The sequence below is a fragment of the Oceaniovalibus sp. ACAM 378 genome (assembly GCF_008085915.1).
GTDB lineage: Bacteria > Pseudomonadota > Alphaproteobacteria > Rhodobacterales > Rhodobacteraceae > Oceaniglobus.
Map to the genome: position 1 here is coordinate 1 of NZ_VSJK01000015.1, position 22750 is coordinate 22750.

Genomic DNA, 22750 nt, shown 5'->3' on the forward strand with positions numbered 1-22750 from the left:
CGTCAAATACGACAAGCGCCGTTACAGAAAGCGCAACCGCCTTCTCACGCATGTAAACATGCGCTGCCAGGTAACAGATCGAGATCATGTTCGGGCGATTGAAGGACTGGAGGCGCGTAGCCACGCGATACGACCGCAGCCCCAAAGTGTTCCTCTCAGCGATCGCTCTCGCCGCAGCAGTGATTTTTTGGTTATGAGTCCAGAGCCTAGAATGTCGGGGGTCTTCTATCACTGCCATTGAGGGGCCTTGTCGCGGCTAGGAGGAACCAGCAGGGAAGAGGAAGCAACTGAAAATTACAAGTGTTATTAGGGCTTCCCCCCTTTTATAACTCCCCTTTCTAGGACCTCCTCCTCTTTCTTCTTCTTCCTTCTTATCCATTACTTATACCTATTATATGGATAGAGCTCTTATAGGAGAATTATTCCCTTAGAGGTGGCTCTGGTCAGGGGGCCCATCATCCCCTCGGCCCCAGAGACCGGCAGCTAACACCCCAGAAAAGGCCACAGTTGGTTCGTGCTTAGGTGTGCCCCAGGCGGGGGCATTAACAGGGGCATTTTGGCCCCTAGAGAGGCGCTGGTGCCCACGGTCTGTCATGTAAGAGAAAGTTGGCTGGGGTGGTAGGAACAAAATCCAACTTTTTCTAAGCTCTTGAAATCCTATAAGCTATTGCTAACACATCACTTATAACTCTACAACTGTTCCGGAATGGTGTTCCGGAATGGTGGTGCGGATATGGGCAGACAGACATACCTTTGGCGACGCGGTGCGACCTATTATGCACGGCTGGACGTTCCGAGCGATCTGGTATCAATCATCGGCACTACGACACGGAAACAGTCGCTAAAGACCAAGGATGAGGCGACGGCTAAGCGGTTGCTATGGCCTGTTATCGAGCGATGGCGACGCGAGTTTGACGACCTGCGCGCACGTGGTGTGCTGACCGATGACCATAAGGCCGCTGCTGTCTGGCAACATTACTCACAGAGCATAGAGCGCGACGAAGGCCAGCGCGGCAACGTGCCAACCGACTCGGATATCGAGACGGCGACAGAGAAGGCCGTCGAGCGCATACAGCATGAAGAGATCGACATAGCCGACACGCTGGCGATGCTTGACGCAGCGCTCGAAGTTCAGGTTTTACAAGATCGACGGAAGGGCGGTGCCAGTATCGACGCATTGGCGCGACGAAAGAAACTGTCGGAGATGCGTAAACACTTGACCAGCGGTAACACGGCTCTAATCAATCACGAGGTCGATCAATTCCTTACCGAAAACCGGCTGTATATCGAGGCGAGATCGCCCGACCGTGACGTGCTGGCCCGCCAGATGATGCGCGCCGAGATAGAGGCGTTGCAGCGCACGATAGAGCGTGATGAAGGCGACTACACCGGCATTCCGCTTGACCCGCTTGTGAGGCCCGCCAGCGGGGTGCATAGGGCCGTCGCTGAACCGGGGCAGTCAGTCATGGAAGTCTTTGAACAATACGTTTCTGAGAACCCAAGCCAAGTGAAGATCGACACTCTCAATCAAGCGCGGCGCGATATTGGCCTGTTCGTTCAGCATGTCGGTTCAAGTTATCCAGTTGCACAAATCGACAAGAAGAATGTGCGCGAGTGGAAAGCACTGTTGCTGAAATATCCAGTGAAGGCGGCGGAAACCAACGTTTTTCAGGGCATGACAATAGGGCAGGTGGTCAAGCACAACGAACAGATCAGCAAGCCCACGATTACCGCGCGCACGGTCAACCGCCACTTGTCGAGCTTGGGCGCGTTCTGCCGTTGGTTGGTCAGTCACGGCTATCTCGATCAGAATCCGGTGGAAGGTATGGCGCTGAATAAGGAGAAAAACACCAAGACGCTGACCTTCACATCAGACCAGATGAATACCCTTTTCAAGTCGCCACTGTTCGCAGGATGCCAGAGCGATACACATCCGCGCTTTATTCAGAAGCCCGGCAACGTGCTAATCAGAGATCACAGGTATTGGGTTCCTCTGATTATGCTATTCTCAGGCGCACGGCCCGCCGAGATCGCGCAACTTTCTGTCGCTGACGTGCGCGAGGAACATGGTCGATGGATTCTGCATATCACAGATGATGGCGATAAGGATAAGAGCGTCAAGAATGAAAACTCCAAACGCATCTTGCCGGTCCATGATAAGCTGATCAAGCTGGGCCTGATCGAGTATCGTAACTTCATGTTAGGTGCCGGGCAGAAACGTCTATTTCCTGACGCAGAGCGCAATTCACGCGGCCAGATGATCGCAGACTTCTCGCGCATGTTTTCACGATACCTAACCGCTCTGGGGATCAAGAACGGGCGCGGTTACAGTCAGTATTCCTTTCGGCATGGGGCGGCAGACGCACTACGCCGCGCAGGCTATCTTGACCATGAATTCCGGTTCCTTATGGGGCATGGCGATACATCGATGACGGGGCGATATGGGGTGATCCCACAGGGGATGCTTGAGAAGCGCGCGGAACTGATCAGCGCGATCTCCTATCCGGGTCTTGATCTGGATCACCTTCTACCTGATAGATTTGCAAGAAAAATATGACAGGTAACACTTTCGAAAAGTTGCTATCTGGCAACATATTGTAAAATTGCATTGTCAAGTAACTCCACGAGACTTCAACTTTTACTTGTTATAGATAGGCTGATATTAGTGAGATAAAAACGCGGGAAGTGTGAGGAAATGGCTTTGAAATTAAAGTGGTTAGCGGCGTCATGTGTCGTTATGAATTTCTGCGGAACGGTAGCATTCGCGCAAGCTTTCGGAATTGAAATGGGGACCTCTATTTCAAATTTGGAAGTGAAGAGTGAGATTGGAAACGGGAAGTTTGAAGTAGTTGCTCCCGTAACGCATAGCGAGTTTGAATCTTATCTAGTTAATTCAGCAGATTCGACTGGTGTTTGCATGGTGACTGGGATCGGTGGGAGATATGGGAACGATAGCTATGGCCTAAATGTGCTAGCTTCGTTTGATAAACTCGATGCCGCTCTTTCAAAGAAGTATGGTAAGTATGAAGACCTCGATTTTATTCGAAATGGAGCGCTTTGGAGAGATTCTGACGAATGGGTAATGGCGATTCGTCAGAATGAGAGAGTTAAGCAGTCTGTTTGGAGCAATGAGACGGGGTCGACGCTTCCAGATGACATTACTGAAATTCTTCTAACGATCAGAGCCATGTCTCATGATACCGCTTGGATTCATATCCAATACCGGTTTGCGAATAGTTCAGCTTGTGAAGCTGCGCTATCAAAGGCGGGCGACGACGCGCTATAGATTGACTCGTATGTATAGAAGCTAGCTGGCCAAGGACTATCCTGAAAAACAATTTTAGGATTGCGTTTTGTGAAATTGAGAAGGTGTTATAATATAACATTGTCCTTTTCACCCGACTCAGAATGTGTTATATTTGCAACAACGCAGATAATCGCATGGTGAAACGTGGCCTTCGACAAGATCAAATCTGCCTTGGGCTTCAAGCCCGAGGCCAAGGCGCTCACCCTGACCAACCCCGAGGCGTTCAGCCTGTTCGGTGCTGTCCCGACCACCAGCGGAATTCATGTAGGTCCGGGCAATGCAATGCGCGTTCCTGCTGTCGCGTGTGCTGTTTCGCTGATCTCAGAAACCATTGGAGCGCTGCCTGCGAAGCTCTTCAACCGCGATGATAAGTCAGCACTTACTAGTCATCCGATTTACCGCCTGATACATGACGAAGTGAACCCTTGGACCAGTGCCGAGCAACTGCGCAAAGAACTGACTGCTGACGCCCTACTGACCGGCCACGGCTACGCGTTGGTGACACGCAACGGGGCAGGCCAGCCGCTTGAGCTTCACCGGCTAGACCCGGCCAAGGTGCAGCGCGAGCAAGCCGACGATGGCGAGCCGACCTATCGTGTCAGTTACGATCAAGGCCAGCGGCTTCACAGCTACACAGATATTCTGCACATTGAAGCGTTTGGTGGCGTGGCACCCATCACCCTTGGGCGTGAAGCCATTGCACTTGCGCTGAGCTTTGAAGCCCACATCGGCGGGGTGTTCGCCAATGGTGGCCGTCCGTCCGGTGTTATCACTGCCGAAAAGAGCTTGGATGCAGAGGCGAAGAGAAAACTGGCTGCATCATGGTTCGCAAATCACGGTGGCAAGAACGCTGGCGCAACCGCGTTGCTGGATGAGGGTATGAAATACGCGCCTGTCGCCATGACACTTTCAGACGCTCAATTCAGTGAGAACCGGCTTGAACAGATTCGCGAGATTGCGCGTGTCTTTCGCGTTCCACCAACCATGCTGTTCGAGTTGTCGCGCGGAACTTGGTCGAACACCGAAGAGATGGCCCGGCAGTTTTACGCGATCACGCTAAAGCCGTGGCTGGCAAGCTGGGCATGGGCTTACGCGCGCTGCCTGCTGACACCTGAAGAGCGCACCACATTCTATGTCGAGTTTGTCACCGACGATCTGTTGACCACAGACGCAGCGGCGCGCGCCGCCTCTTACGGCCAATATCGCAGCATGGGCGCGATGACCGCAAATGAGGTTCGTTCAGGCTTGAACCTGCAACCGCGTTCGGACGGTGACGATCTGCAAAATCCCTACACCAGCACGGGCGCACCGGTATGAAACACACCGCATTTTTTGGCGATGGCGAACACGCCTTTGCCCTGACCGACGACATGATCACCGAACTTGAGCGCATCACCGATCTTGGTATCGGCGCGCTCTATCAACGTGCAATCGCCATGCAGTTCAAGCTCGCTGATCTTATCGAGATCATCCGGCTTTCCCTGATCGGCGCGGACATGACGCCGCAAGAGGCCATGCGTCTCGTAGACATTTACGTGCGAAATCGCCCGTTCGCTGAAACCTTCCCTTTAGCTCTCGATATCCTAGACGCCCGCTGGAACGGGATTCAGGAAACAAAAGGTGAATCTGCATGACGACCCGGCTTGAATTGAAGGCACAACTGACCGTCACCGACACAGGCGAGATCGAAGGCATCGCTTGGCCGTTCGGTTCCGCCGACCGTGTTGGCGACGTGATCACCAAAGGTGCAATCATCTCCCCAGCCACCCTGCCTATGCTGTTTGGCCACGATCAGGCTCAAGTGATTGGCGTCTGGGATAACATCGCAGAGACCGACACGGCGCTGACCGTTAAGGGCAAGCTGCTGATTGACGATGTAGAGCGCGCCCGTGAAGTGCGCGCCATGATCCGTGCCGGTGCAGTCACTGGCCTGAGCATTGGCTTTGTTACCACAAAGGCGACCCGCACCGCCAAGGGCCGGAATATCACCGCCCTGAACCTGCATGAAATCTCTGTTGTCGCCGTGCCGTGTCATCCGGGCGCACAGATCACGTCTTTGAAATCGGATGCCACACACGACCCCATGAACAAGGAAACCCACATGGACCCCGAAGCAATCGAAACCCCGGCACCCGTTGCCACCCCGGCCAATGCACCGCTGATCGACACCAAAGCCTTTGATGAAATCAACGCCCGTCTTGATCGCATGGAAGCCAAGACCAGCCGCCCCCAAGGCGTTCACGTCACCGGCCCCGTTGCCAACCCTGAGCGGAAAGCATTTGAATCGTTCCTGCGCCGTGGTGTCGAGCGTATCAGCCCCGACGAAATGAAGGCGCTGACCGTCGCTGACAATACCAATGGCGGTTTTTTGGCCCCTGAAGAAACCGGCAGTGAACTGATCAAGCTGCTGACCGAATTCAGCCCGCTGCGCCAGTATGCCAAGGTGGTGCAGATCAGTGCGCAGTCGATCACCTATCCGCGCCGTCTGACAGGCACGTCTGCTGCATGGGTCTCGGAGATCGCCAACCGCACCGCGTCCGGCATGACCTTTGAGCAAGTGACGCTGACACCGCACGAGTTGGCGACTTTCACCGATATCAGTAACGCCCTGCTGGAAGACAACGCTTACAATCTGGAAGGCGAGTTGCTGGCAGACTTCGCGGAATCGTTCGGTAAAACCGAAGGGTTGGCGTTCGTCAAAGGCACCGGCATCGGTCAGCCGGTTGGCATTATGACCGCAGCCGACATTGCCGAGATCAAGACCGGAGTGGCCGCGAACTTTCCGGCTGCGAACCCTGCCGACGTGCTGATCGCGATGTATCACAAGATCGCCACGACCTACGCACAGTCCGGCGTTTGGCTGATGAACCGCAACACGCTGGCAATCGTGCGTCAGTGGAAAGATGGCAATGGCCGCTATCTGGTTCTGGACCCGATCAGTGAGGGCGCACCGTCAACACTGCTGGGCCGTCCTGTCGTGGAAATGCTGGATATGGACGATATCGGCGCAGGCAAAGCCCCGATCCTGTTCGGCGATATGAGCGGATATCGCATCGTTGACCGCATCGGCCTTTCGACACTGCGCGACCCGTTCACGCTCGCCACGAATGGTCAGATCCGCTTCCATGCGCGCAAGCGTGTCGGTGCAGACCTGACGCACCCTGATCGTTTCATCAAACTGCGTTGCGCAGTCTGATCGATCAATGACTAACCCGCGCGCATATTGTGACGAGATCACGCTGAGCTATGGCAATCACGCCGTAGCTTTGCGCCCGTCTTTGCGCGCGGCCATCCAGCTTGAACGCCTGCATGATGGCTTTCCGGCATTGCTGCGCAAAATCGAACAATTCGACACCAGAACAATCGCGGCTTGTATCACCGCAGGCGCACCCGACAGACAGGCTGCGCAGAACCTCTTTATCTACGCCGCAACAGGGCCACTATCGACGTTCAAACAGGCCACCCAAGCGCCAGTAATCGAGTTGGTCGCGAACCTGCTGCCCCAGCCCTCAGGGGCACCCGACGACGCGACCAGCGCTGCCACAGGCACCAGCACGCTCCAGCCGTGGGCCAAAGCGTTTCAAGACCTATTCGGCATCGCGACCGGTTGGCTTGGCTGGACGCCCGACGCGGCTTGGAGCGCCACACCGCAAGAGATCACCGACGCATTCACCGCGCATATTGAGAAGCTGAAAGCCATTCACGGCGCAGCCGATGACGACACAGCTACAGTCGCAGACAACATCTATACATCGGAACGCCTCAAGCAGATCGAAGAGCAAGGGTTCGATCCGGCCTTTGATCGTGCAGCACTTCATGCCTTGTCTAACAAGGTCAGCGCGACATGAGCCGCCCACCGCATCTATGCACAGCCTGTAACGTGATCGTGTCACACGGCACCCGTTGCGCCTGTCAGGTCGCCACACAACGCGCGCGTAACAAACGCCATGACCGAACACGCCCCACAGCCTCACAGCGCGGCTATGGCAGTGCATGGCGCAAAGCGCGTGATCTGTTCCTAAAGATCAATGACCGCTGCGCATGGCCCGGTTGCAGGGCGCTGGCAACCCTTGTCGATCACATCGTCGCGCACAAAGGCGATATGCGCCTGTTCTGGGATCGCTCGAATTGGCAACCGCTTTGCACCTCCTGCCACAATCGCCGCAAGCAAAAACAGGAAAGTAGAGGGCATTGAGTTTTCATAACGGAGTAGAGTTGAAGGCCAGTAGGCCTTCAACGTTGCCGCACGTGGCAACTTTTTATCACATTAGACCTGAGAACTTCACTAGGGCGACGCCTAGAGAAGCCAGTGTAGCCCAATTCAAAATTTCGAATTCGACGCGCTCTGTTGTCTCTCGAAGAGTTTTGCCGTTCTTTTGGTCAATACTTTCGCGTGTGATTTTCTCTTTCATATACTTCATTCAGTTTGCCTTTATTTGTAGAATGTCGCTTGGCAAACCGACTTATTGTAAGTTGGAAATATTTAGCCGAGACGAATTCCTTTCTATTGTTTCAATCATTTGTGACCTCCTGCGCTCCGCGATTGATCTGATCGGAAAACCTCAGATCCAGCACCGGGTTGCGCGACGTTGCTTTTGCAACCTCTCACTAACCCGAGTCCAGACTAGCAGATGTCAAATTAGCATCTACCCATTTTCGTTCGCGGGGGTGGGTTCCGACTTGGGAGCTTCTCAGGGGACCGGCGGGGGGAGGTCCGCACAAGATACGCCCGAAATAGGTTTTTCAGATAGAAAGGGCGCAAGCCAATGACCGCACAGACACCCGTTGCCCTTCTCAAGTCGCAACTGAACATCGATCACGATCTTGACGGTGCGCTGCTGGCGCACAAGTTGGGCGCTGCTGAAATCTGGATTGCGAACTATACCGGCGTTCCGTTCGATGGAGCCAACGCGGCACAGGTTGAGGCCGCGCTGCAACTCGCGTCCTATTGGTTTGAGCAACGCGAAGCCGCGTTCGACGGTAGCTCAAAAGCAATCCCGTTCGGCGTTCGCGATCTGCTGGAAAGTTTCAAAGATCAGGTGACGGGCCATGGCGCGTAAATACAAGTCACTGGCTGAGCAATCACGCGCCTTGGAAAAGCGCCTACTGGCTATTCCGGCTGACGTGGTGCGCGAGTTGCGTCCGGCGCTGATCAAGGGCGCTCAGGATGTCGAAGCCGCGATGGAACTGCTGGTGCCAGAGGATGAAGGCGATCTGCTGGGCAGTATCCAAGTCACCGGCCCCGGCGAGACTACCCCGCCATATGCGGTGGGCGGTGGCAGTATGACCCTGCCGGAGAATATGGCCGCTGTCACCGTTGGGAATACGGACGTTCGTCACGGCCATCTGCAAGAGTTCGGCACCGTCCATCACGAGGCGCAGCCCTTCATGCTGCCCGGTTTTCGGATCGCCAAGCCCAAGGCGCAGCGGCGCATCACGGCGGCGATCAGCAAGGCAATCAGAAATGCAGGGAAGGGCAGCGCATGATCGATCCAAGCATCACATTGCAGACCGCAATCAGGGCTGCGTTGCTGGATCACCCGGCAGTGAACGCCCTTGTGCATCCCGATCATGTGCGCGCGGGCACGACGCGCCCAGATAAGACGCCCTGCATCATCCTTGCGAACCCGCAAACCATCCACCTTGGGCGCACGTCCGGTGATGGATACCTCACGCGCGTCTTTATCGACCTGCATATCTGGGCGATTAAAGACGGGGCAGACATGGCCCGCCAGATCGGTGGTGCGGTGGCACTGGCGCTTTGGGACAGCCCTTTGCCGATTGCAGACGTGACCGAATACACCCGGCCAAGTTTTCGCTACATGCGCGACCCTGACCCGGAGCTTGCATACTCGCATGGCGTTGGCACGGTTGAAGCCGCCGTTCGGTGGCAGGCGTGATCAACAGCGGTAAACTTGATCGCCAGATCACCATTGAGCGCCAAACCGAAACAGTCATGCCGTCCGGTGCTGTCACAAAGACATGGGCCGAAGTTGCAACTGTGCGCGCTGAAATCGTGCAGCAATCAACAGACGAATACCTGTCCGGCTATGGCGCTGCTGAGCAAGGCAACATCGTGTTTCGTATCCGGTATCTGGCAGGCATCACAACCGCTGACCGCGTGACCTACAACGGCACAGCCCATGACCTTAACCGAATTGTCGAGCTGGGCCGCAGGCGTGGTCTAGAGTTGCGCGTCAAAGGCGGTGCAGGGTGAGCGTTCATAGCCGTGGCGTGAAGCCGACCCTGAGTGCAGACGATGACGCCCTGACACGCGCACCAGTCGCGCCGAAGCATTTGTCAGCACAGGCCAAGGCGGAATGGCGCAGGATCATGCCGCAACTGATCGCCCGCAGCATTATCACCCGTGCCGATTTGGCAGGCGTGGAGCATTACTGCACATGCGCTGGCATCGTCCGACAGATCGAAGAAGAGCGCGCTGCTGCTGGCGGTGCAATCGATGTGCGCCTGTTCGGCGTGTTGAACCGCGCAGCACAGACTGCGCGCCAGTTGGCCGCTGAATACGGCCTGACACCGACCAGCCGTGCGCGCATCGGTAATGCGAAGCCTGCTGATGACAACGATGACAACCCGCTAGACGCATGACCAAGAGCGCGTTCCCTGATTGGATTTATGACGGTTCGGAAATTCCTGATCCGCTGGGCCATGGTGCGCGCGCTGTCGAGTTTCTGCGCCGACTGCGCCATCCAAACAGCACGGCACCGAACCGGGCGTTCCAGCTATTCGACTGGCAGGAACGTATCGTGCGACGCATCTATGGGCCGCGCCATGCAGACGGAACGCGCGTCGTGAAGACCGTGTTCATGCTGCTACCGCGTGGCAACCGCAAGACCAGCTTAGCCGCCGCCTTGGCGCTCTTGCACCTGTTCGGCCCCGAGAAACGCCCCGCTGGTCAAATCATCTTTGCCGCGTGTGATCGTGAACAAGCCTCTATCGGCTTTAAAGAAGCGGCCAATATCGTGCGCGAGGATAAGCGGTTGATCGCGGCCACCTCGATCAGAGACGCTTTCAACAGTAAAAAGCAGATTACATATCCCGGCAATGGATCGACGTTGACCGCGATTGCCAGCGATGGCGGCGCAGCACATGGCCTGACACCCTCGTTCACCTTGATCGACGAAATCCATGCTTGGAAAGGCCGCGATTTGTGGGAAGCGCTGAAATCAGGAACGGCCAAGATCGACGATAGCTTGATCGTCATCGCCACAACAGCCGGACGTGGTGCCGAGACATTGGCCGCTGAGCAATATGATTATGCCCGTCGCGTTGCCCTTGGTGAGATCGACAACCCCGAATATTTGCCGATCTTGTTTGCCGCCGAACCTGACGACGATTGGCAGGATGAAAACACCTGGCTAAAAGCCAACCCCGGCTTGAAACATGGTTTCCCGTCACTGTCTGGCCTGCGCGCATTGGCAAAAGAGGCTGAGCATAGACCTGCCGAGAGATACGCCTTTCAGCAATTCAACCTGAATATGTGGCAAGGTGCTTCAAGATCGCCCCTTTTCGATATGGATACATGGGACGCGCGTCAGTTTGACGATGACGACACCGACCTTGAGTCGCTGCCCTGTTGGATTGGCGTCGATATGGCCCTGAGTGGCGACACTGCATCCGTTGTTGCTGCATGGTTACATGACGATGGGCAGATCAGTGTTAAGCCGTGGTTCTTCATACCCGGCGATGACCTGAAAGGCCGCTCTGAGCGCGATGGCGTCCCGTATCAGGAATGGGCTGATCAGGGTTTGATTACCGCCACACCCGGCCCGATCATCGATGCAGAGATCGTCGAGGATCACTTGCGCGAGTTATGTGGCACCTTCGACGTGCAAGAGATCGCGTTTGATCCACACCTTGCCCGTCGGATGATGCAGGGCTTGCACGATGACGGCTTGCCGGTGGTGGAGCTACGCCAAACACCGCTGAACATGGGCGTCGCGATTGGCGATCTTGAGCGCACTGTGAATGGCGAGATGATCCGCCAGAACGGCCACCCTGTATTGCGCCACCATTTCGATAGCGTTGTGGCGTCGCGTTCTGAAAGTGGCCTGACGCGCATGCATAAGGGTAAGAAGACAGACCGGATCGACGGGGCAGTTGCATGCGCAATTGCCGTTCATCGCGCCAGCGCCGGTGAAACAAACAAATCACAATATTCCGGCGATGACGCCGAACTGTTCGTTTTCTGAGGATATAGAAATGACTGAACTACCCGGCCTGATCGTCCCGATTGAAGCCCGTATCGACAAGCTCGAAAAAGGTCTCAAGCGCGCCAGTGCCGCACAGAAAGGCGCATCAACACAGATGGAGCGCCGCGCCCGCCAGTCTGCCGAGCGTATGCGCGCCAGTTACGGCAAGGCCGGTGACAGCGCCCTTGCTATGTTCAAGAGGCTTGCCCCCGGTCTGGCTGGTGGTCTGGCCGGTGCAGTGACCATCGGTGCGCTAGATGCCCTTGCTGGACGTATGCGCGGAATCGTGAAGGAAACCGCAGAGATCGGAGACGCCGCAGCACGCGCTGGTGTGAGCATTGAACGGTTTCAGGAGTTGAAATTTCTGGGCGATCAGAACCGCGTCGGTGTTGATGCCCTGATCGACGGCTTGAAAGAGCTTTCGTTGCGCGCCGACGAATTCGTTGTCACCGGTCAAGGCAGCGCCGCCGATGCTTTCAAGCGTTTGGGATACAGCGCGACGGAACTGAAGACCAAGCTGGCCGACCCGTCCGACCTGTTCCTTGAGATCACCGGACGGCTTGAAGGTCTGGATAAGGCCGCACAGATCAGGATTGCCGATGAAGTGTTCGGTGGTTCTGGGGGCGAACAGTTTGTGCAACTGCTGGGTCAGGGCGAAGCCGCCTTGCGCCAGACTATCCAGACGGCCCGCGATTCCGGTGCTGTGCTGGATGCAGAACTGATCCAGAAAGCCGCCGAACTGGATCGACGGTTTCAGGCTTTGCAGACGCGGATTGGTTCGTTTTTCAAGGAATTCGCTGTCGGTGCAGTTGATACCGCCGTCAAGATCGCAACACTGCGCACCGATATTGAAGACCTGTTCCGCACCGCCGATCAGGGCCGCAGCCTGTTGGGCGATGGTGTTACTGACGCACTGGAAGAGGATAGTGCAGCGATCAAAGCCCACGAAGCCGAAATCCACGCCCTGCGACGCACCTATGAAGGCTTAGGCACCGAAGCTGACACGCTGTCCGGCCAGATGATGCAGGCCGCAGCGCAACTGCGCGCATGGGGATATGACAAGGCTGCTGACGACCTTTTGACCGCTGCCGTCAACATGCGTGAACTGTCCGGCGAACTTGAAGCGGGCACGATCAGCGCCGATGATTTTGAAAGGCAACTGGACGACACCGCGCAGGCGGCGCGCACCGCGTTTCTTGACGTTGCCACTATCGACACGGCAGAATTCGGCGGTGTGATCGCCGGTATTGGTGGTCTGATCACCCGGCTTGGTCAGGCGGCTGCCAAAGCCCGCGAACTGCGCGCGGCACTGCCCGGTGCCAATCCAGATGGATCATCCAACGTTGTGACCCCTGCGCGACAGGCGACGCACTGGATGGACGACGATGCTAATTTCCCACCTGACCCGGCCAACGTCTACGCACCTGTTGCCACGCCCCGGCCACGCGCTGCACCGGCCATGCTTGGCGAACCCGAGTTGCCGAAGGTCGCAACCGGTGGTGGTGGCAGTGGTGGTGGCCGTTCGCAAGATGATTACACCAAGGCTATTGAATCGCTGCAACGCGAGACGGCGGCACTGAACGCCGAAGCCGTGGCGCTGGTTGCTACCTCTGCCTCTGGACTGAAATACGCGGATGCTATCGAATACGCCCGCACCCGCGCCGAACTGCTGAGTGCCGCGCAACGTGATGGCAAGCAAATCACGCCGGAACTTACTGCCGAGGTGGACCGTCTGGCGCAGGCGCACCTAAATGCAGGCAATGCAGCGCAAAAAGCTGCTGATGATCTGCAATCGGTGGAAGAGCGTGGCAAGAAAGGCGCCGAAGCCCTGACCGATGTATTCATGTCGGTGCTGGACGGTTCCAAGAGCGCCAAAGAAGCGGTGGCCGATCTGCTGTTGGAGATCGCCAAGATGCAGTTCCAAAAGACACTGATGGGTTTGTTCAGCGGGCCGCTGTCTGGTCCGTCCAACGTTGTCGGTGGTCTGCTTGGCTTTGCAGATGGCGGCTACACTGGCGCTGGTGGCAAGTATGAACCGGCTGGCGTGGTGCATCGCGGTGAATATGTATTCAGTAAGGAGACGGTGCAGCGACTTGGCGCGGGGAACCTTGACAGACTCCACCAGAGCGCTCGCAACGGCTATGCAGGCGGTGGCCTAGTCGGTGACGCCGGAAAGGTCGCAAGGGCCACCAGCGGGCGTTCTGGCGAGTCTGAGCGCGCACCCACGCCCAGCATCGCCATCAGTGCCCCAATCACGGTGAACGCCAGTGGTGGCACACCCGAACAGAACGCCGACCTTGCGCACCAGATGGCAGAACAGACCGAACGGATGTTTCGGGGATTGGTGCAACAAGAACTCATTCGGCAGATGAGACCGGGCGGGGTGTTGCGTTAACATAAGCACTTGAATCCGCTTTTTGATTCAGGTATCTTGATCGTGCCGCTACAGGCAGCAAAAAGCACAAAGTCGTTAGGTTTGAGCAGACACCCTTGGGAATGACGCTCACTGACAAACTAGGTTGATCGTCAATCGCCTAGTGACAAGTTGCCAACCTCGCCAAAAGAACCCCAGAAAGCCGAATACGAGACGGTGCGGGGAAGTCGTCCAGTTGGTAGGACGCAGGAACGCGCCCGGATTGTTCCGGGGTAAACGCCGCCGCCGCCCGCGAGGGGAAGGAAGCACGAATAGACGGCAGCAATGTCCAATTCCGAAAGGATGGGGTGACAACTGCCGGACGTGACGCAGGTTGAAGGAAAGCCGGTCACGTTGCGCAATCGAAAGATTGCAACCGCTTTTGATCGCAAGATCAGGATGCGCCGAATATCGCCGGGTAATGGAAGCCGCCCGGTTTGCTCGACAAGCAAGGTTTGGTCCACCACTGTTAAACGCAGAACACATCCCCTTTCTTCATCCCGCACATATGACGCAAGCCTGTTTGCGTCATGGGATGGAGAGGGGGGGGATAGTCTATTTCCGCAGGTTATATTCATACCATGTGAGAGCGAATGATGCTTCTGCGGATAGGTGAACAGAGAAAACGGGGCCGGAGCGCGCAGCGCGAAGGCTTGAAACGAGGCCGAAGGCCGAGGCGCAGTGAGCCGCCAGAGGCGGCGAGTATAGGAATGAAAATGAAACTAATTGATGCACAATCGTTGGCCCAAGCACTGGCAGGCTCTTGGGCGCACCCGATACGGCGTGCGGCAAGGTTGCGATCCTGTCGTGAACTTCCGACTGAGCTGGTGGAAATCGCAGAACGCGACGAAGTTTCCACTAAGATGAGTTTCTTGCAGAGACCGCAAGAAGCCCCTTGAAGGCTTATCAGCTTAGGTGTTATAGTATAACAATTATGGGCTGGCTTCCAACTATGCCCTGATTGAACACCCTGCCGGTGAATTGCCCCCGGCAGGGTGTTTTCGTTTCGACAAACAGCTAGATAAACTTTTAGCTAACTAGCGGTTTTAAATGACATTTTTTATCAATCTTCTTGACGTCACGAAGTCGAGCGCACTAGATTCCTGCAATCATCAACGCAGGAGCACGACGAACTTGCCACATTTCATCACTGACGAAATCTATTCCCAACTCTTGAATGAACTACGCGAAGCCGCACGGGCCGGTGATTGGCGCTGCGCCATTGCTGAGGTGCTTGGTGGCGTGGACGTGATGCCCGAGGTCTGCCGTGGTGACTTTGAGGCGGACGCGTGAAGGGGCAGCACTGGGTTGACGTAAGGTAATGCAGTCACAAATGCATTTTGTTATGGCGGGTCGTCAGCGTCATCACTATTGCTGACGGTGACGGAAGGAGAATCACAATGGCTAAGACCCCCGCCGAACGGCAGCGTGAATACATGGACCGCAAGAAGGAACGGATGACGAACGCCAGTCTAACTCTATCAGGTGTGTTCAAGACCCCGTTCTTTGAAACGCTGCCCAAAGATTACGACCACGATTCCGCGTTCGCGGATAACTTTGAGTTTATGGGCATGGAGACGCCTGCTTTCAAAGATGACCGTGGGCCTGAGGGACATACTAACTATAGCCCCGAGGTTGCCGGTGCGCAGTTTGCCGATAACCCGCGTTCTCTCGGACGTGCCGAGATCATGGTGACGGCCCTGATCGAAGCGGCACAAGACCTTGCTTGGTATGTGAGTGACTACAAGCGCAAAGAGATCAAAGCCCGCATGGCTGAAATCGAGGCTTCCGACCTGTCGGAACCCGAGGTCAAGAAAGCCGCGCTAAAAGAAGCCGCAAGGTTGAACAAGATGCTGGACCAGCTTGATAAGCAGGTCCGACATACCTTCCCGCAGTGGAAGGTTACTGGCTGAACAAGCCTATAAGAAGAACAAGGGCGGCACCAGTTTGCAGACCACGCCGCCCTTGTCCGAAGACCACGCCGAACCCCATTCATTCAAATAGGAGGCCAGCATGGCCCTTGATAACATAACCACTACCGAAGCCGCAATGTCCCCCGACCGATCCATAGATATTCAAGTATTTATGTCGCGTTCGTTCAAAATTGGAAGCTTCGAATATACGCCAAAATGTATGTTGCGTGATCCGGTTGAGGACATTGGCCTTGGTGACGTAGCTGAAATCTGGATCGAAGAAATCATCGAATCTGATGATCCAGATTTTGAGTTTTGCAACTTAATTGATCATCTTTCCGGGCTTTTGGCGAACGTAAAACTGCTTCGGAAGCACTACCAAAAATTTATCGAACAGAAGGACGCCCTTGCACACACAACTTGCGCTCAATCGGAAACCTTGACTATCAAAGAGGAAGTATAATGGCGTTGAACCCGATTCTGAATAATTTGGTTGAACAGTCGGCTGCGAATGCACTGCGTGAGCATCTTCATCACTTGGCGACCATCCGTGATTGCATTATTGAGATTAAGGCCGATCTTGTTCGCGCAAATGAGAGCAAGGCTTTCCTCTTGGATCGACTTCCTGAGATCGGCTATGAAGCAGGTTTTGAAATATGCAATCCCAATGCTGACCCAGATATTATCTCGCTTGAGTTCGAGATTGTCAAACAAGCGGAGTTGCACAGGTTCAATCTAAACAGACAAACGGAGTTGCTCAGATACTATTTAACTCAAGTTTGACGAGTTCGAGATTAGCAAATGAGTGGATATGCTTAGCTAATATTTTCTACGATGAAAATAGGCACCTTCGGGTGCCTATTTTGCGTTCCATCCCAGCCAACAGATTCACCAGATAGCACTATAGGCTTTGATAAGGTTGGCGCACCTTGGGCCTCAGGGGCTTCCGAAGGCGCTGCGGTCAGTCGGTTAGTGCGCAGGCTATGCCTATCAACCCCGACATGGCACGGCAGGGATTTCTCGCCTTGCGCGGTGCACGGGCTGTTTCTGGCAGTCTGGAAGGGCGGGGCCTTGGCTTCGCCCTTTCTTTGTGCCGAGTGATCCCTAGAGAGGCAAAATCGATATGTCAAATATGTAGGAGTAGAAACTACGGCCAATTCCAAGGTTCCCTTCGGCGGAACTCAATAGTCATAAAGTCGAATCGTTAGCGATTTAGTCTGCGCCCGAGTTCCAGCCAAGCAATTTCCCGAACTCCCTACTAACACGATTTTTGGCCCAAGCATGCCCCTCAAACACATCAAAAGCGAACAGCAGATCCTCTGTAATCCTAATATAATCATTTAGTGAGCCCGCAATGCTTTCTCCACTATGTGCAAGTTTATTTCTATCTTCCGCAAACTTATTAACCAAATTCAATTTTAGTTTGATCGCGGCCCAATTCTCGAAGTCCGGTTTGTCGCGGTGAATCTCTGGCAAGTATCCCTTTAGTATCTTCAATAGTGGTGGCGAGGGAGCATACTTTGCAAGCCAAGCAGCATCAGGCGCGCACTTGGAAATGTGTTGCTTTATGCCTACCTCAAGCGCCGAGTAGCAGATTAGCAATGCACTTCTGCTATTATGTTCAACAATGCCTTTTGCCTCGCGTAAGAGCTGGTGCGCCAGTGGCTCTTGTCCGTTTCTAGTATCCCATAGCCGCGAAAGCGTCTGTTGGTCTTCATCCGACCAGGTAAGACCACCAGAGCCAAAATCGATTATTGTGATCGGTCCCTGCTTCGGCCACGGGACACTATGATAAACCTCTTGAGTGGTTTTCCAATACAAGCTGAAACACGGGACACCACGATCCCGGACATTCACCGGACCGCCTGCCTTTACAAGCCATCTAAGTAATTGAACGAACCGAACAGCATTTTCTTCAAGTTCTCTGCCTATGAAAACACAAAGCTCTTGCAATTCTGTCGGTAAAAAATCCGAAGTTGGGCTGTAACCTATGGCAATCTCACCATCAGACGCGATCACCTCTCTCTGGTCTATGAAGTATGGCAATGTAATGGGCGTTTCGTTAGGTCTGATGATGCGCTCATTGAGCAAAGATTCGACAAAGCCAACTTGGCGTTCCGTTGCATCACAAGAGATGTTGGCTCGAAGTTTTAAATTCCTGTGACCAAACCCGAAATCGCCCTCCTCACCGTCCGCTCGGATTTCTATCTTTACACCTGTTGCGGCGTCAGTAAAACTCAACCCTTCAGGTCGATGCGGATTGAACACGTATCCGTCAAGGCGTTCGGTCAGAAGGAAATGTATTTTCATCGTCATGAATGTGTCTTTCAGTTTGCAACAAGACTACGTTCAACACTCGCGGTGGCGCAATCCTTACAATAGAAAGTAACAACCTTTGGGGAGGCTTGACGCCAGAGCAACCCTAGGCGCGAGTGCAGCGAAAGCTCACAAGGTCCGCTCTACCGACGCTCAATATTGCCCAAATGTCTGACCGCCTTCGTGATGACGGAACCCGTGGGTCGCATGTGTCGCGATTGACTCTCAGCAATGCTGAGCAGTTCATTGACGAAGGATGTTGGTTTGCGTCATCGCCCGCAAAATCAACAAGGCTACCGATCATCCGGCGAGTTTCAGTGGCGAGTCGCTGAAGGTCGCGATGAGGTGATATTGTTCCGCACGATTGAGCCGGAAAAGTGTTCCGGAGACGATCCGCTGGGATCACCTAAGTATCTGAAACATAACGAAAAACAATCTTTGGCTGGGGTGGTAGGATTCGAACCTACGGTACACGGTACCAAAAACCGATGCCTTACCACTTGGCCACACCCCAACGCAGGGCGGTATGTACTGGCCTGGGCCCGACCGCGCAAGAGCAAAAGGCGATCAAACAGATGGAATTCGCAAGGTTATTCGCTTGGAGCGTCGGCGCGCAGCAGGTCTGGGTTACTTTCATCGTTGCGTTCTTCGGCAATCATCTGTTCCAACGCCTGATCGTCCTGAATATCGACACCGATCGCAGCGGTTTCGACCGGGGCAGGTGGGACTACCTGTTTCGCGGGCGCGACCACCGCCGGAGCGGTTGAAGCCGGAGTTGCGGTGATCGATGCCAAGGGCGGATCGATGCGGATGCGATAGGTCGTGTCGGGAATTGCATAGCCGCCCGATTCGATGGCCTGCTTGACCAGCCGCAGTGTTTCGCCCCGGGCGCGCAGCAACGAGGTCTGGGTCTGATCGATCCAACCCGTGACAGTGAACACGACACCGGCGTCGGTGAGATCTTTGATCCATACAGATGTGCCCGGCGTTTCCAGAGTGAAGGGCATCGCGCTTACCGTCTGTTCGATCAACCCGCGCACCGCTGCAAGATCACTGTCGGCTTCGACCGCGATATCGAACTGGAACCGGCGTTCGGCGTTGCGGGTGAAATTGACGATCCGACTTTTGAAAACAGTCGAATTGGGAATCCGGATGTGGTTTCCGTCAAAGGACAGCAGGATCGTCGCGCGGCTGGTCAGACGGATGACTTTGCCTTCATCGCCGCCGATCTCGACCGCGTCATTGGGTTGAAACGGTTGGCGGATCGACAGCATGATCGACGCGATGAAGTTTTCCACTGTGTCGCGGACGGCAAAACCGATGGCCAGACCGATGATACCAGCGGCGCCCAGAATGGTGCCCAGAAGGGCGGTGGCGTTCAGAATGTCCAGACCGATGACCATACCGCTGACCACAAAGACCAGGAACACCAGTTGCCGATAGATGTTGGCGATGAATGCGTTTGGGGCGAGCCGTTCCCAAGGCTGGTGCATGCGGGCGATCCGGATCCCGATCACGATCATCAGCGCCGCTGCGCTCAGCGCCACAGCGACCAAAGGCAGCGCCGCGATGCCCTGACGCAGCCGGGCCTTCATGCGCTCGATCGCGGGGTCCAGGCGCTTGGAGAGATCGGTGGTTTCTGAAATCTCGTTCTGGACGGCAATGACGCCCTCGATCTTGGTGGCAAGTTCCTCCAGCCGGACCATGGCGGCGCCGTCCAGCACTTCGCCGGTCAGGGTCACGATACCCGACCGGACCGAGACATAGACGCCTTCGTATCCGTCAAGTTCGGTCAGGATCGCGCGCATACGTTCGGAAATCCGCGCATCGGCTGCGATGGCGTCTTCCAAGGCTGCGCGGCTCAGCGTTTCTTCGGCCACGCGGGTGTCCTGCGCACCGGCGGGCATTGGTACAGCCAGCAGGAGGGCGATCAGAAGCGGTGCAAGACAGAGGGCAAAACGCGACATGGCGACACTCCGGGCAGCGGCAGGAGCCACCACGCTAGCGGGGAGGATGGACCATGAAAAGGGGCAGGCAGGATGCCCCGCCCCAATCAGTCAGACGTCGCGTCAGGCCGAAACCTGTTCCCGCAGAATAGATGCGGTCAGTGAAATCATCAGATAGACACCAGCAAAAATCAGGAACGCCAGCAGCGTATTTTCAAACGCACGGGGATATGTCGCTTCGTCCGGGGGGACGGGGGTCACCCCCATGGACAGGTAGCGGGTCTGACGATTTGCTTCGATCCGGGCGGTTTCAAGCTGTTGCAGGGATTGTTGCATCAACAAGGTCCGCGTTTGCAGGTCAACCTCGGCCATCCGCAATTCGCCGCCGATCCGGGCCAGAGAACTGGAAGATCCGGTGCCGTCCGTCAACTGGCTGCGCAGGGCGGCAATCAGCTGTTCAAGCCGTGAAATATCGCCCTCGGCCCCGGCGACACGGGCCTGATTGGGGCGGCGGTTGTCCATCAATTGCAGCAGCTCCAGCCGCTTTTGTTGCAACTGCACTTCGAAGCTGGTGATCTGGCTCATCACGCCACCGGTTTCGGCGGTCGGGTCAAGCACGCCCAATTGCTCCTGCAACTCCAGCACCCGGAGCTGGGCCGCCATCATCTTGTCTTCGGCAACCTGAAAGCTCTCCATTGCGCCCTGCATCTGGTCGGCGCGCAGGCGCTGGGTCAGGTTGTCGACCTGTTCCTCGGCATAGCCGATCAGGCGGTTCGACCATTGGGCGCTTGCCTCTGGGCTGGCTGCCACAACCTCCATCTTGATGATGCCTTCAGACGGATCATAGCCGATTTCGACGTTATTCTTGAAGACCTTATAGGCCTGTTCGTTGGTCGGATCCGCAGGCAGGCGCTGGATCGCGTCGATGTCAGGTGCCGTGAAATGCGCCTTGAATCCCTCGTCCCGGTCAAGCCGGAGCATGGCGTCGCGCGACTGGAGATAGCTTTGCACCGCGATCGAATCCTGACTGGTGGCAAAGCCGGTGCCCGAGAACAGCCCACCCAACCCGCCGGGCGACTGAGAATCGGCCTGCTGGATCACGAATTCGGATTTCGTGGCATACATCGGCGTGGCGATGACGAAATAGTAATATCCGGCGATCAGCGTCGGCAGGCCGACGAAAAACGCCAGCCGGGCCAACAGCAAAAGCGATTTGCGGCGGCGACGCCGCGAGATATCGCGCTGAATGTCGTGAATCTCGCGCGCCCGTTCGGCCCGGGGGCTGGGGCGCGGTCCGACTTCGGTGGATGGCACGCCGGCAGGGTGTATGGTTTGCGGCAACTGAACCCGCTGGTCTGCGTCCGATCCCTGTGCCGAACTTTGCGGAACGACCAGTTCCAGCATGTTGGAGCGTTCGAACGGATCGATACCGCGCGCCCGCAACTGGCGAACGGCGTCGAAATCCGATGTCGGTGCCAAGCCGTGTTTATGTGCCAGACGCCGCGCCATACGCAGTTGCCGACCGGTCAAACCCTCGCGGCGCAGATCGTCCATGCCGGTTTCTTCGTTGACCTCATCGGTGGAGCTGATGCTGGCGTTCTGGGTGATGCTTGGAGAGGGGGGCGTGCCGAAGCCGTCACCCAGGGCCTCGGGGGCCTTAACCCGGGTCAGGCGCGGCGCGGTGGCCGCTGCGGTCGGCTGCAGTTCGGCGCGGGCGGGCGAATGGGGTTCGGATACCCCCACAGGATCCGGATTGTTTTTCAGGGGCAAAGCTGTTGCGGTCCCGGGTGCTGCAACCGCTCCGGCAAGGGGGCTGGAACGGCGGATGCGAAACTTTTTAACTTTGGGTTTCGTAGTCATAAAGATGCTTCGCCTCTTCCAGAGTGTCGAACATGTGCAACCGCCCGTCCATCAGCACAGCAGCCGAATTGCAGAACTTTTCAAGCGTTTCCGCCTGATGCGACACCACAACGATTGTCGAGCTTTCCAGCCGTTCACGCAGGATCGCCCCCGCCTTGCGATTGAATTCAACGTCGGTGGTCGACGGCATGCCCTCGTCGATCAGGTAGATATCGAATTCCAGAGCCAGCAACAGCGCAAAGGACAGGCGTGACCGCATCCCTGCCGAATAGGTGCCGACCGGCATGTCGAAATATTCACCCAAGCCGCACAGCCAGCGGCAGAATGCCTCAAGATAATCGGGGTCGATGCCATAGAGTTTGGCGATGAACCGCGCGTTCTCGGTGCCCGAAAGCTTGTTGACGACGCCCCCCATGAACCCGAGCGGAAATGAAACTCGACTGGTGCGGGTGATCTTGCCTTCGTCGGGTTTTTCCAGCCCGGCCATCATGTTGATCAGTGTTGTCTTGCCGGTGCCGTTCGGCGCCAGAATGCCCAGCGAATTGCCAAGCTCCACGCGAAAAGACGCGCGGTGCAGGATCACCTTGTGATGCGATCCGGTCCAATAGGACTTACTGACATTTTCGAACTCGATCATTAGCGCCCCGGCGCATTGCCGCATCCCACGCTTCTAGCCGAGCGTGGTTAACAGGATGCATAGATGCTCTTTCGGGCCACAATATGTCCCTCGGAGCGGTTATCACAGGGGAATCTCCGATCGGAATACCGGCAAATCCCCAAAGGCC

At 55.9% G+C, this 22750-nt stretch carries 22 protein-coding genes, 1 tRNA gene and 1 pseudogene; 19 read left to right on the forward strand and 5 right to left on the reverse strand.

Going from position 1 to position 22750, the window contains the following annotated elements:
* The 19 genes and pseudogenes from FQ320_RS18555 to FQ320_RS18645 all read left to right on the forward strand — a co-directional run.
* Positions 1-197, forward strand: a pseudogene (locus tag FQ320_RS18555) (transposase); the annotation flags it as partial.
* A 536-nt stretch (positions 198-733) separates the two neighbouring features.
* Positions 734-2557: a DUF6538 domain-containing protein gene (locus FQ320_RS18560; RefSeq protein ID WP_148474834.1), complete on the forward strand. Its 1824-nt coding sequence runs from the start codon at positions 734-736 to the stop codon at positions 2555-2557.
* 138 nt (positions 2558-2695) lie between these two features.
* On the forward strand, positions 2696-3286 hold the full coding sequence (locus FQ320_RS18565; protein ID WP_148474835.1) for a hypothetical protein: 591 nt from the start codon (positions 2696-2698) through the stop codon (positions 3284-3286).
* A 165-nt stretch (positions 3287-3451) separates the two neighbouring features.
* The gene (locus tag FQ320_RS18570) at positions 3452-4624 is read left to right on the forward strand and encodes a phage portal protein (RefSeq protein WP_255509597.1); all 1173 of its coding nucleotides are present in this window, start codon (positions 3452-3454) and stop codon (positions 4622-4624) included.
* Positions 4621-4941 carry a gene transfer agent family protein gene (locus tag FQ320_RS18575; RefSeq protein ID WP_148474836.1) on the forward strand — a complete coding sequence of 107 codons (321 nt, stop codon included), beginning with the start codon at positions 4621-4623 and terminating at the stop codon, positions 4939-4941. The genes FQ320_RS18570 and FQ320_RS18575 overlap by 4 nt, the downstream gene beginning before the upstream one ends.
* A complete protein-coding gene (locus tag FQ320_RS18580) occupies positions 4938-6503 on the forward strand; it encodes a phage major capsid protein (protein ID WP_148474837.1) in 1566 nt (521 codons plus the stop codon). The genes FQ320_RS18575 and FQ320_RS18580 overlap by 4 nt, the downstream gene beginning before the upstream one ends.
* 7 nt (positions 6504-6510) lie before the next feature.
* Positions 6511-7155: a hypothetical protein gene (locus FQ320_RS18585; RefSeq protein ID WP_148474838.1), complete on the forward strand. Its 645-nt coding sequence runs from the start codon at positions 6511-6513 to the stop codon at positions 7153-7155.
* A complete protein-coding gene (locus FQ320_RS18590) occupies positions 7152-7502 on the forward strand; it encodes an HNH endonuclease signature motif containing protein (RefSeq protein ID WP_148474839.1) in 351 nt (116 codons plus the stop codon). Before FQ320_RS18585 ends, FQ320_RS18590 begins: the two co-directional genes overlap by 4 nt.
* A 571-nt stretch (positions 7503-8073) precedes the next feature.
* Entirely contained in the window at positions 8074-8367 is a 294-nt protein-coding gene (locus FQ320_RS18595) for a head-tail connector protein (protein ID WP_148474840.1), read from the forward strand.
* Positions 8357-8794 carry an HK97-gp10 family putative phage morphogenesis protein gene (locus FQ320_RS18600; RefSeq protein WP_148474841.1) on the forward strand — a complete coding sequence of 146 codons (438 nt, stop codon included), beginning with the start codon at positions 8357-8359 and terminating at the stop codon, positions 8792-8794. The genes FQ320_RS18595 and FQ320_RS18600 overlap by 11 nt, the downstream gene beginning before the upstream one ends.
* Positions 8791-9207, forward strand: a complete 417-nt coding sequence (locus FQ320_RS18605; protein WP_148474842.1) for a DUF3168 domain-containing protein — start codon at positions 8791-8793, stop codon at positions 9205-9207. The genes FQ320_RS18600 and FQ320_RS18605 overlap by 4 nt, the downstream gene beginning before the upstream one ends.
* Positions 9204-9524 (forward strand): phage head closure protein, encoded by a 321-nt coding sequence (locus FQ320_RS18610; protein ID WP_148474843.1) that lies wholly within the window; start codon positions 9204-9206, stop codon positions 9522-9524. The genes FQ320_RS18605 and FQ320_RS18610 overlap by 4 nt, the downstream gene beginning before the upstream one ends.
* Positions 9521-9913 (forward strand): phage terminase small subunit P27 family, encoded by a 393-nt coding sequence (locus FQ320_RS18615; RefSeq protein ID WP_148474844.1) that lies wholly within the window; start codon positions 9521-9523, stop codon positions 9911-9913. The genes FQ320_RS18610 and FQ320_RS18615 overlap by 4 nt, the downstream gene beginning before the upstream one ends.
* Positions 9910-11517 (forward strand): terminase large subunit, encoded by a 1608-nt coding sequence (locus FQ320_RS18620; RefSeq protein WP_148474845.1) that lies wholly within the window; start codon positions 9910-9912, stop codon positions 11515-11517. The genes FQ320_RS18615 and FQ320_RS18620 overlap by 4 nt, the downstream gene beginning before the upstream one ends.
* A 10-nt stretch (positions 11518-11527) precedes the next feature.
* Positions 11528-13912 (forward strand): phage tail tape measure protein, encoded by a 2385-nt coding sequence (locus FQ320_RS18625; protein ID WP_148474846.1) that lies wholly within the window; start codon positions 11528-11530, stop codon positions 13910-13912.
* A gap of 1068 nt (positions 13913-14980) precedes the next feature.
* Entirely contained in the window at positions 14981-15223 is a 243-nt protein-coding gene (locus FQ320_RS18630) for a hypothetical protein (RefSeq protein WP_148474847.1), read from the forward strand.
* Between the two features lie 107 nt (positions 15224-15330).
* On the forward strand, positions 15331-15843 hold the full coding sequence (locus FQ320_RS18635; protein WP_148474848.1) for a hypothetical protein: 513 nt from the start codon (positions 15331-15333) through the stop codon (positions 15841-15843).
* A 100-nt stretch (positions 15844-15943) separates the two neighbouring features.
* Positions 15944-16306, forward strand: a complete 363-nt coding sequence (locus FQ320_RS18640) for a hypothetical protein (RefSeq protein WP_148474849.1) — start codon at positions 15944-15946, stop codon at positions 16304-16306.
* Entirely contained in the window at positions 16306-16626 is a 321-nt protein-coding gene (locus tag FQ320_RS18645) for a hypothetical protein (RefSeq protein WP_148474850.1), read from the forward strand. The genes FQ320_RS18640 and FQ320_RS18645 overlap by 1 nt, the downstream gene beginning before the upstream one ends.
* A 429-nt stretch (positions 16627-17055) precedes the next feature.
* Here FQ320_RS18645 and FQ320_RS18650 read toward each other — a convergent pair whose 3' ends face one another.
* From FQ320_RS18650 to FQ320_RS18670, 5 genes are all read right to left on the reverse strand, one after another.
* Positions 17056-18159, reverse strand: coding sequence for a hypothetical protein (locus FQ320_RS18650; RefSeq protein WP_148474851.1), 1104 nt, complete (start codon positions 18157-18159; stop codon positions 17056-17058).
* A 439-nt stretch (positions 18160-18598) separates the two neighbouring features.
* A tRNA-Gln gene (locus FQ320_RS18655) sits at positions 18599-18673 on the reverse strand.
* A 76-nt stretch (positions 18674-18749) separates the two neighbouring features.
* Positions 18750-20126 carry a mechanosensitive ion channel domain-containing protein gene (locus FQ320_RS18660; RefSeq protein ID WP_255509599.1) on the reverse strand — a complete coding sequence of 459 codons (1377 nt, stop codon included), beginning with the start codon at positions 20124-20126 and terminating at the stop codon, positions 18750-18752.
* Between the two features lie 102 nt (positions 20127-20228).
* Positions 20229-21965, reverse strand: a complete 1737-nt coding sequence (locus FQ320_RS18665) for a capsule biosynthesis protein (protein ID WP_148474852.1) — start codon at positions 21963-21965, stop codon at positions 20229-20231.
* Complete coding sequence (locus FQ320_RS18670) at positions 21943-22602, reverse strand: ABC transporter ATP-binding protein (protein ID WP_148474853.1); 660 nt, start codon at positions 22600-22602, stop codon at positions 21943-21945. The genes FQ320_RS18665 and FQ320_RS18670 overlap by 23 nt, the downstream gene beginning before the upstream one ends.
* Positions 22603-22750 lie beyond the last annotated feature (148 nt).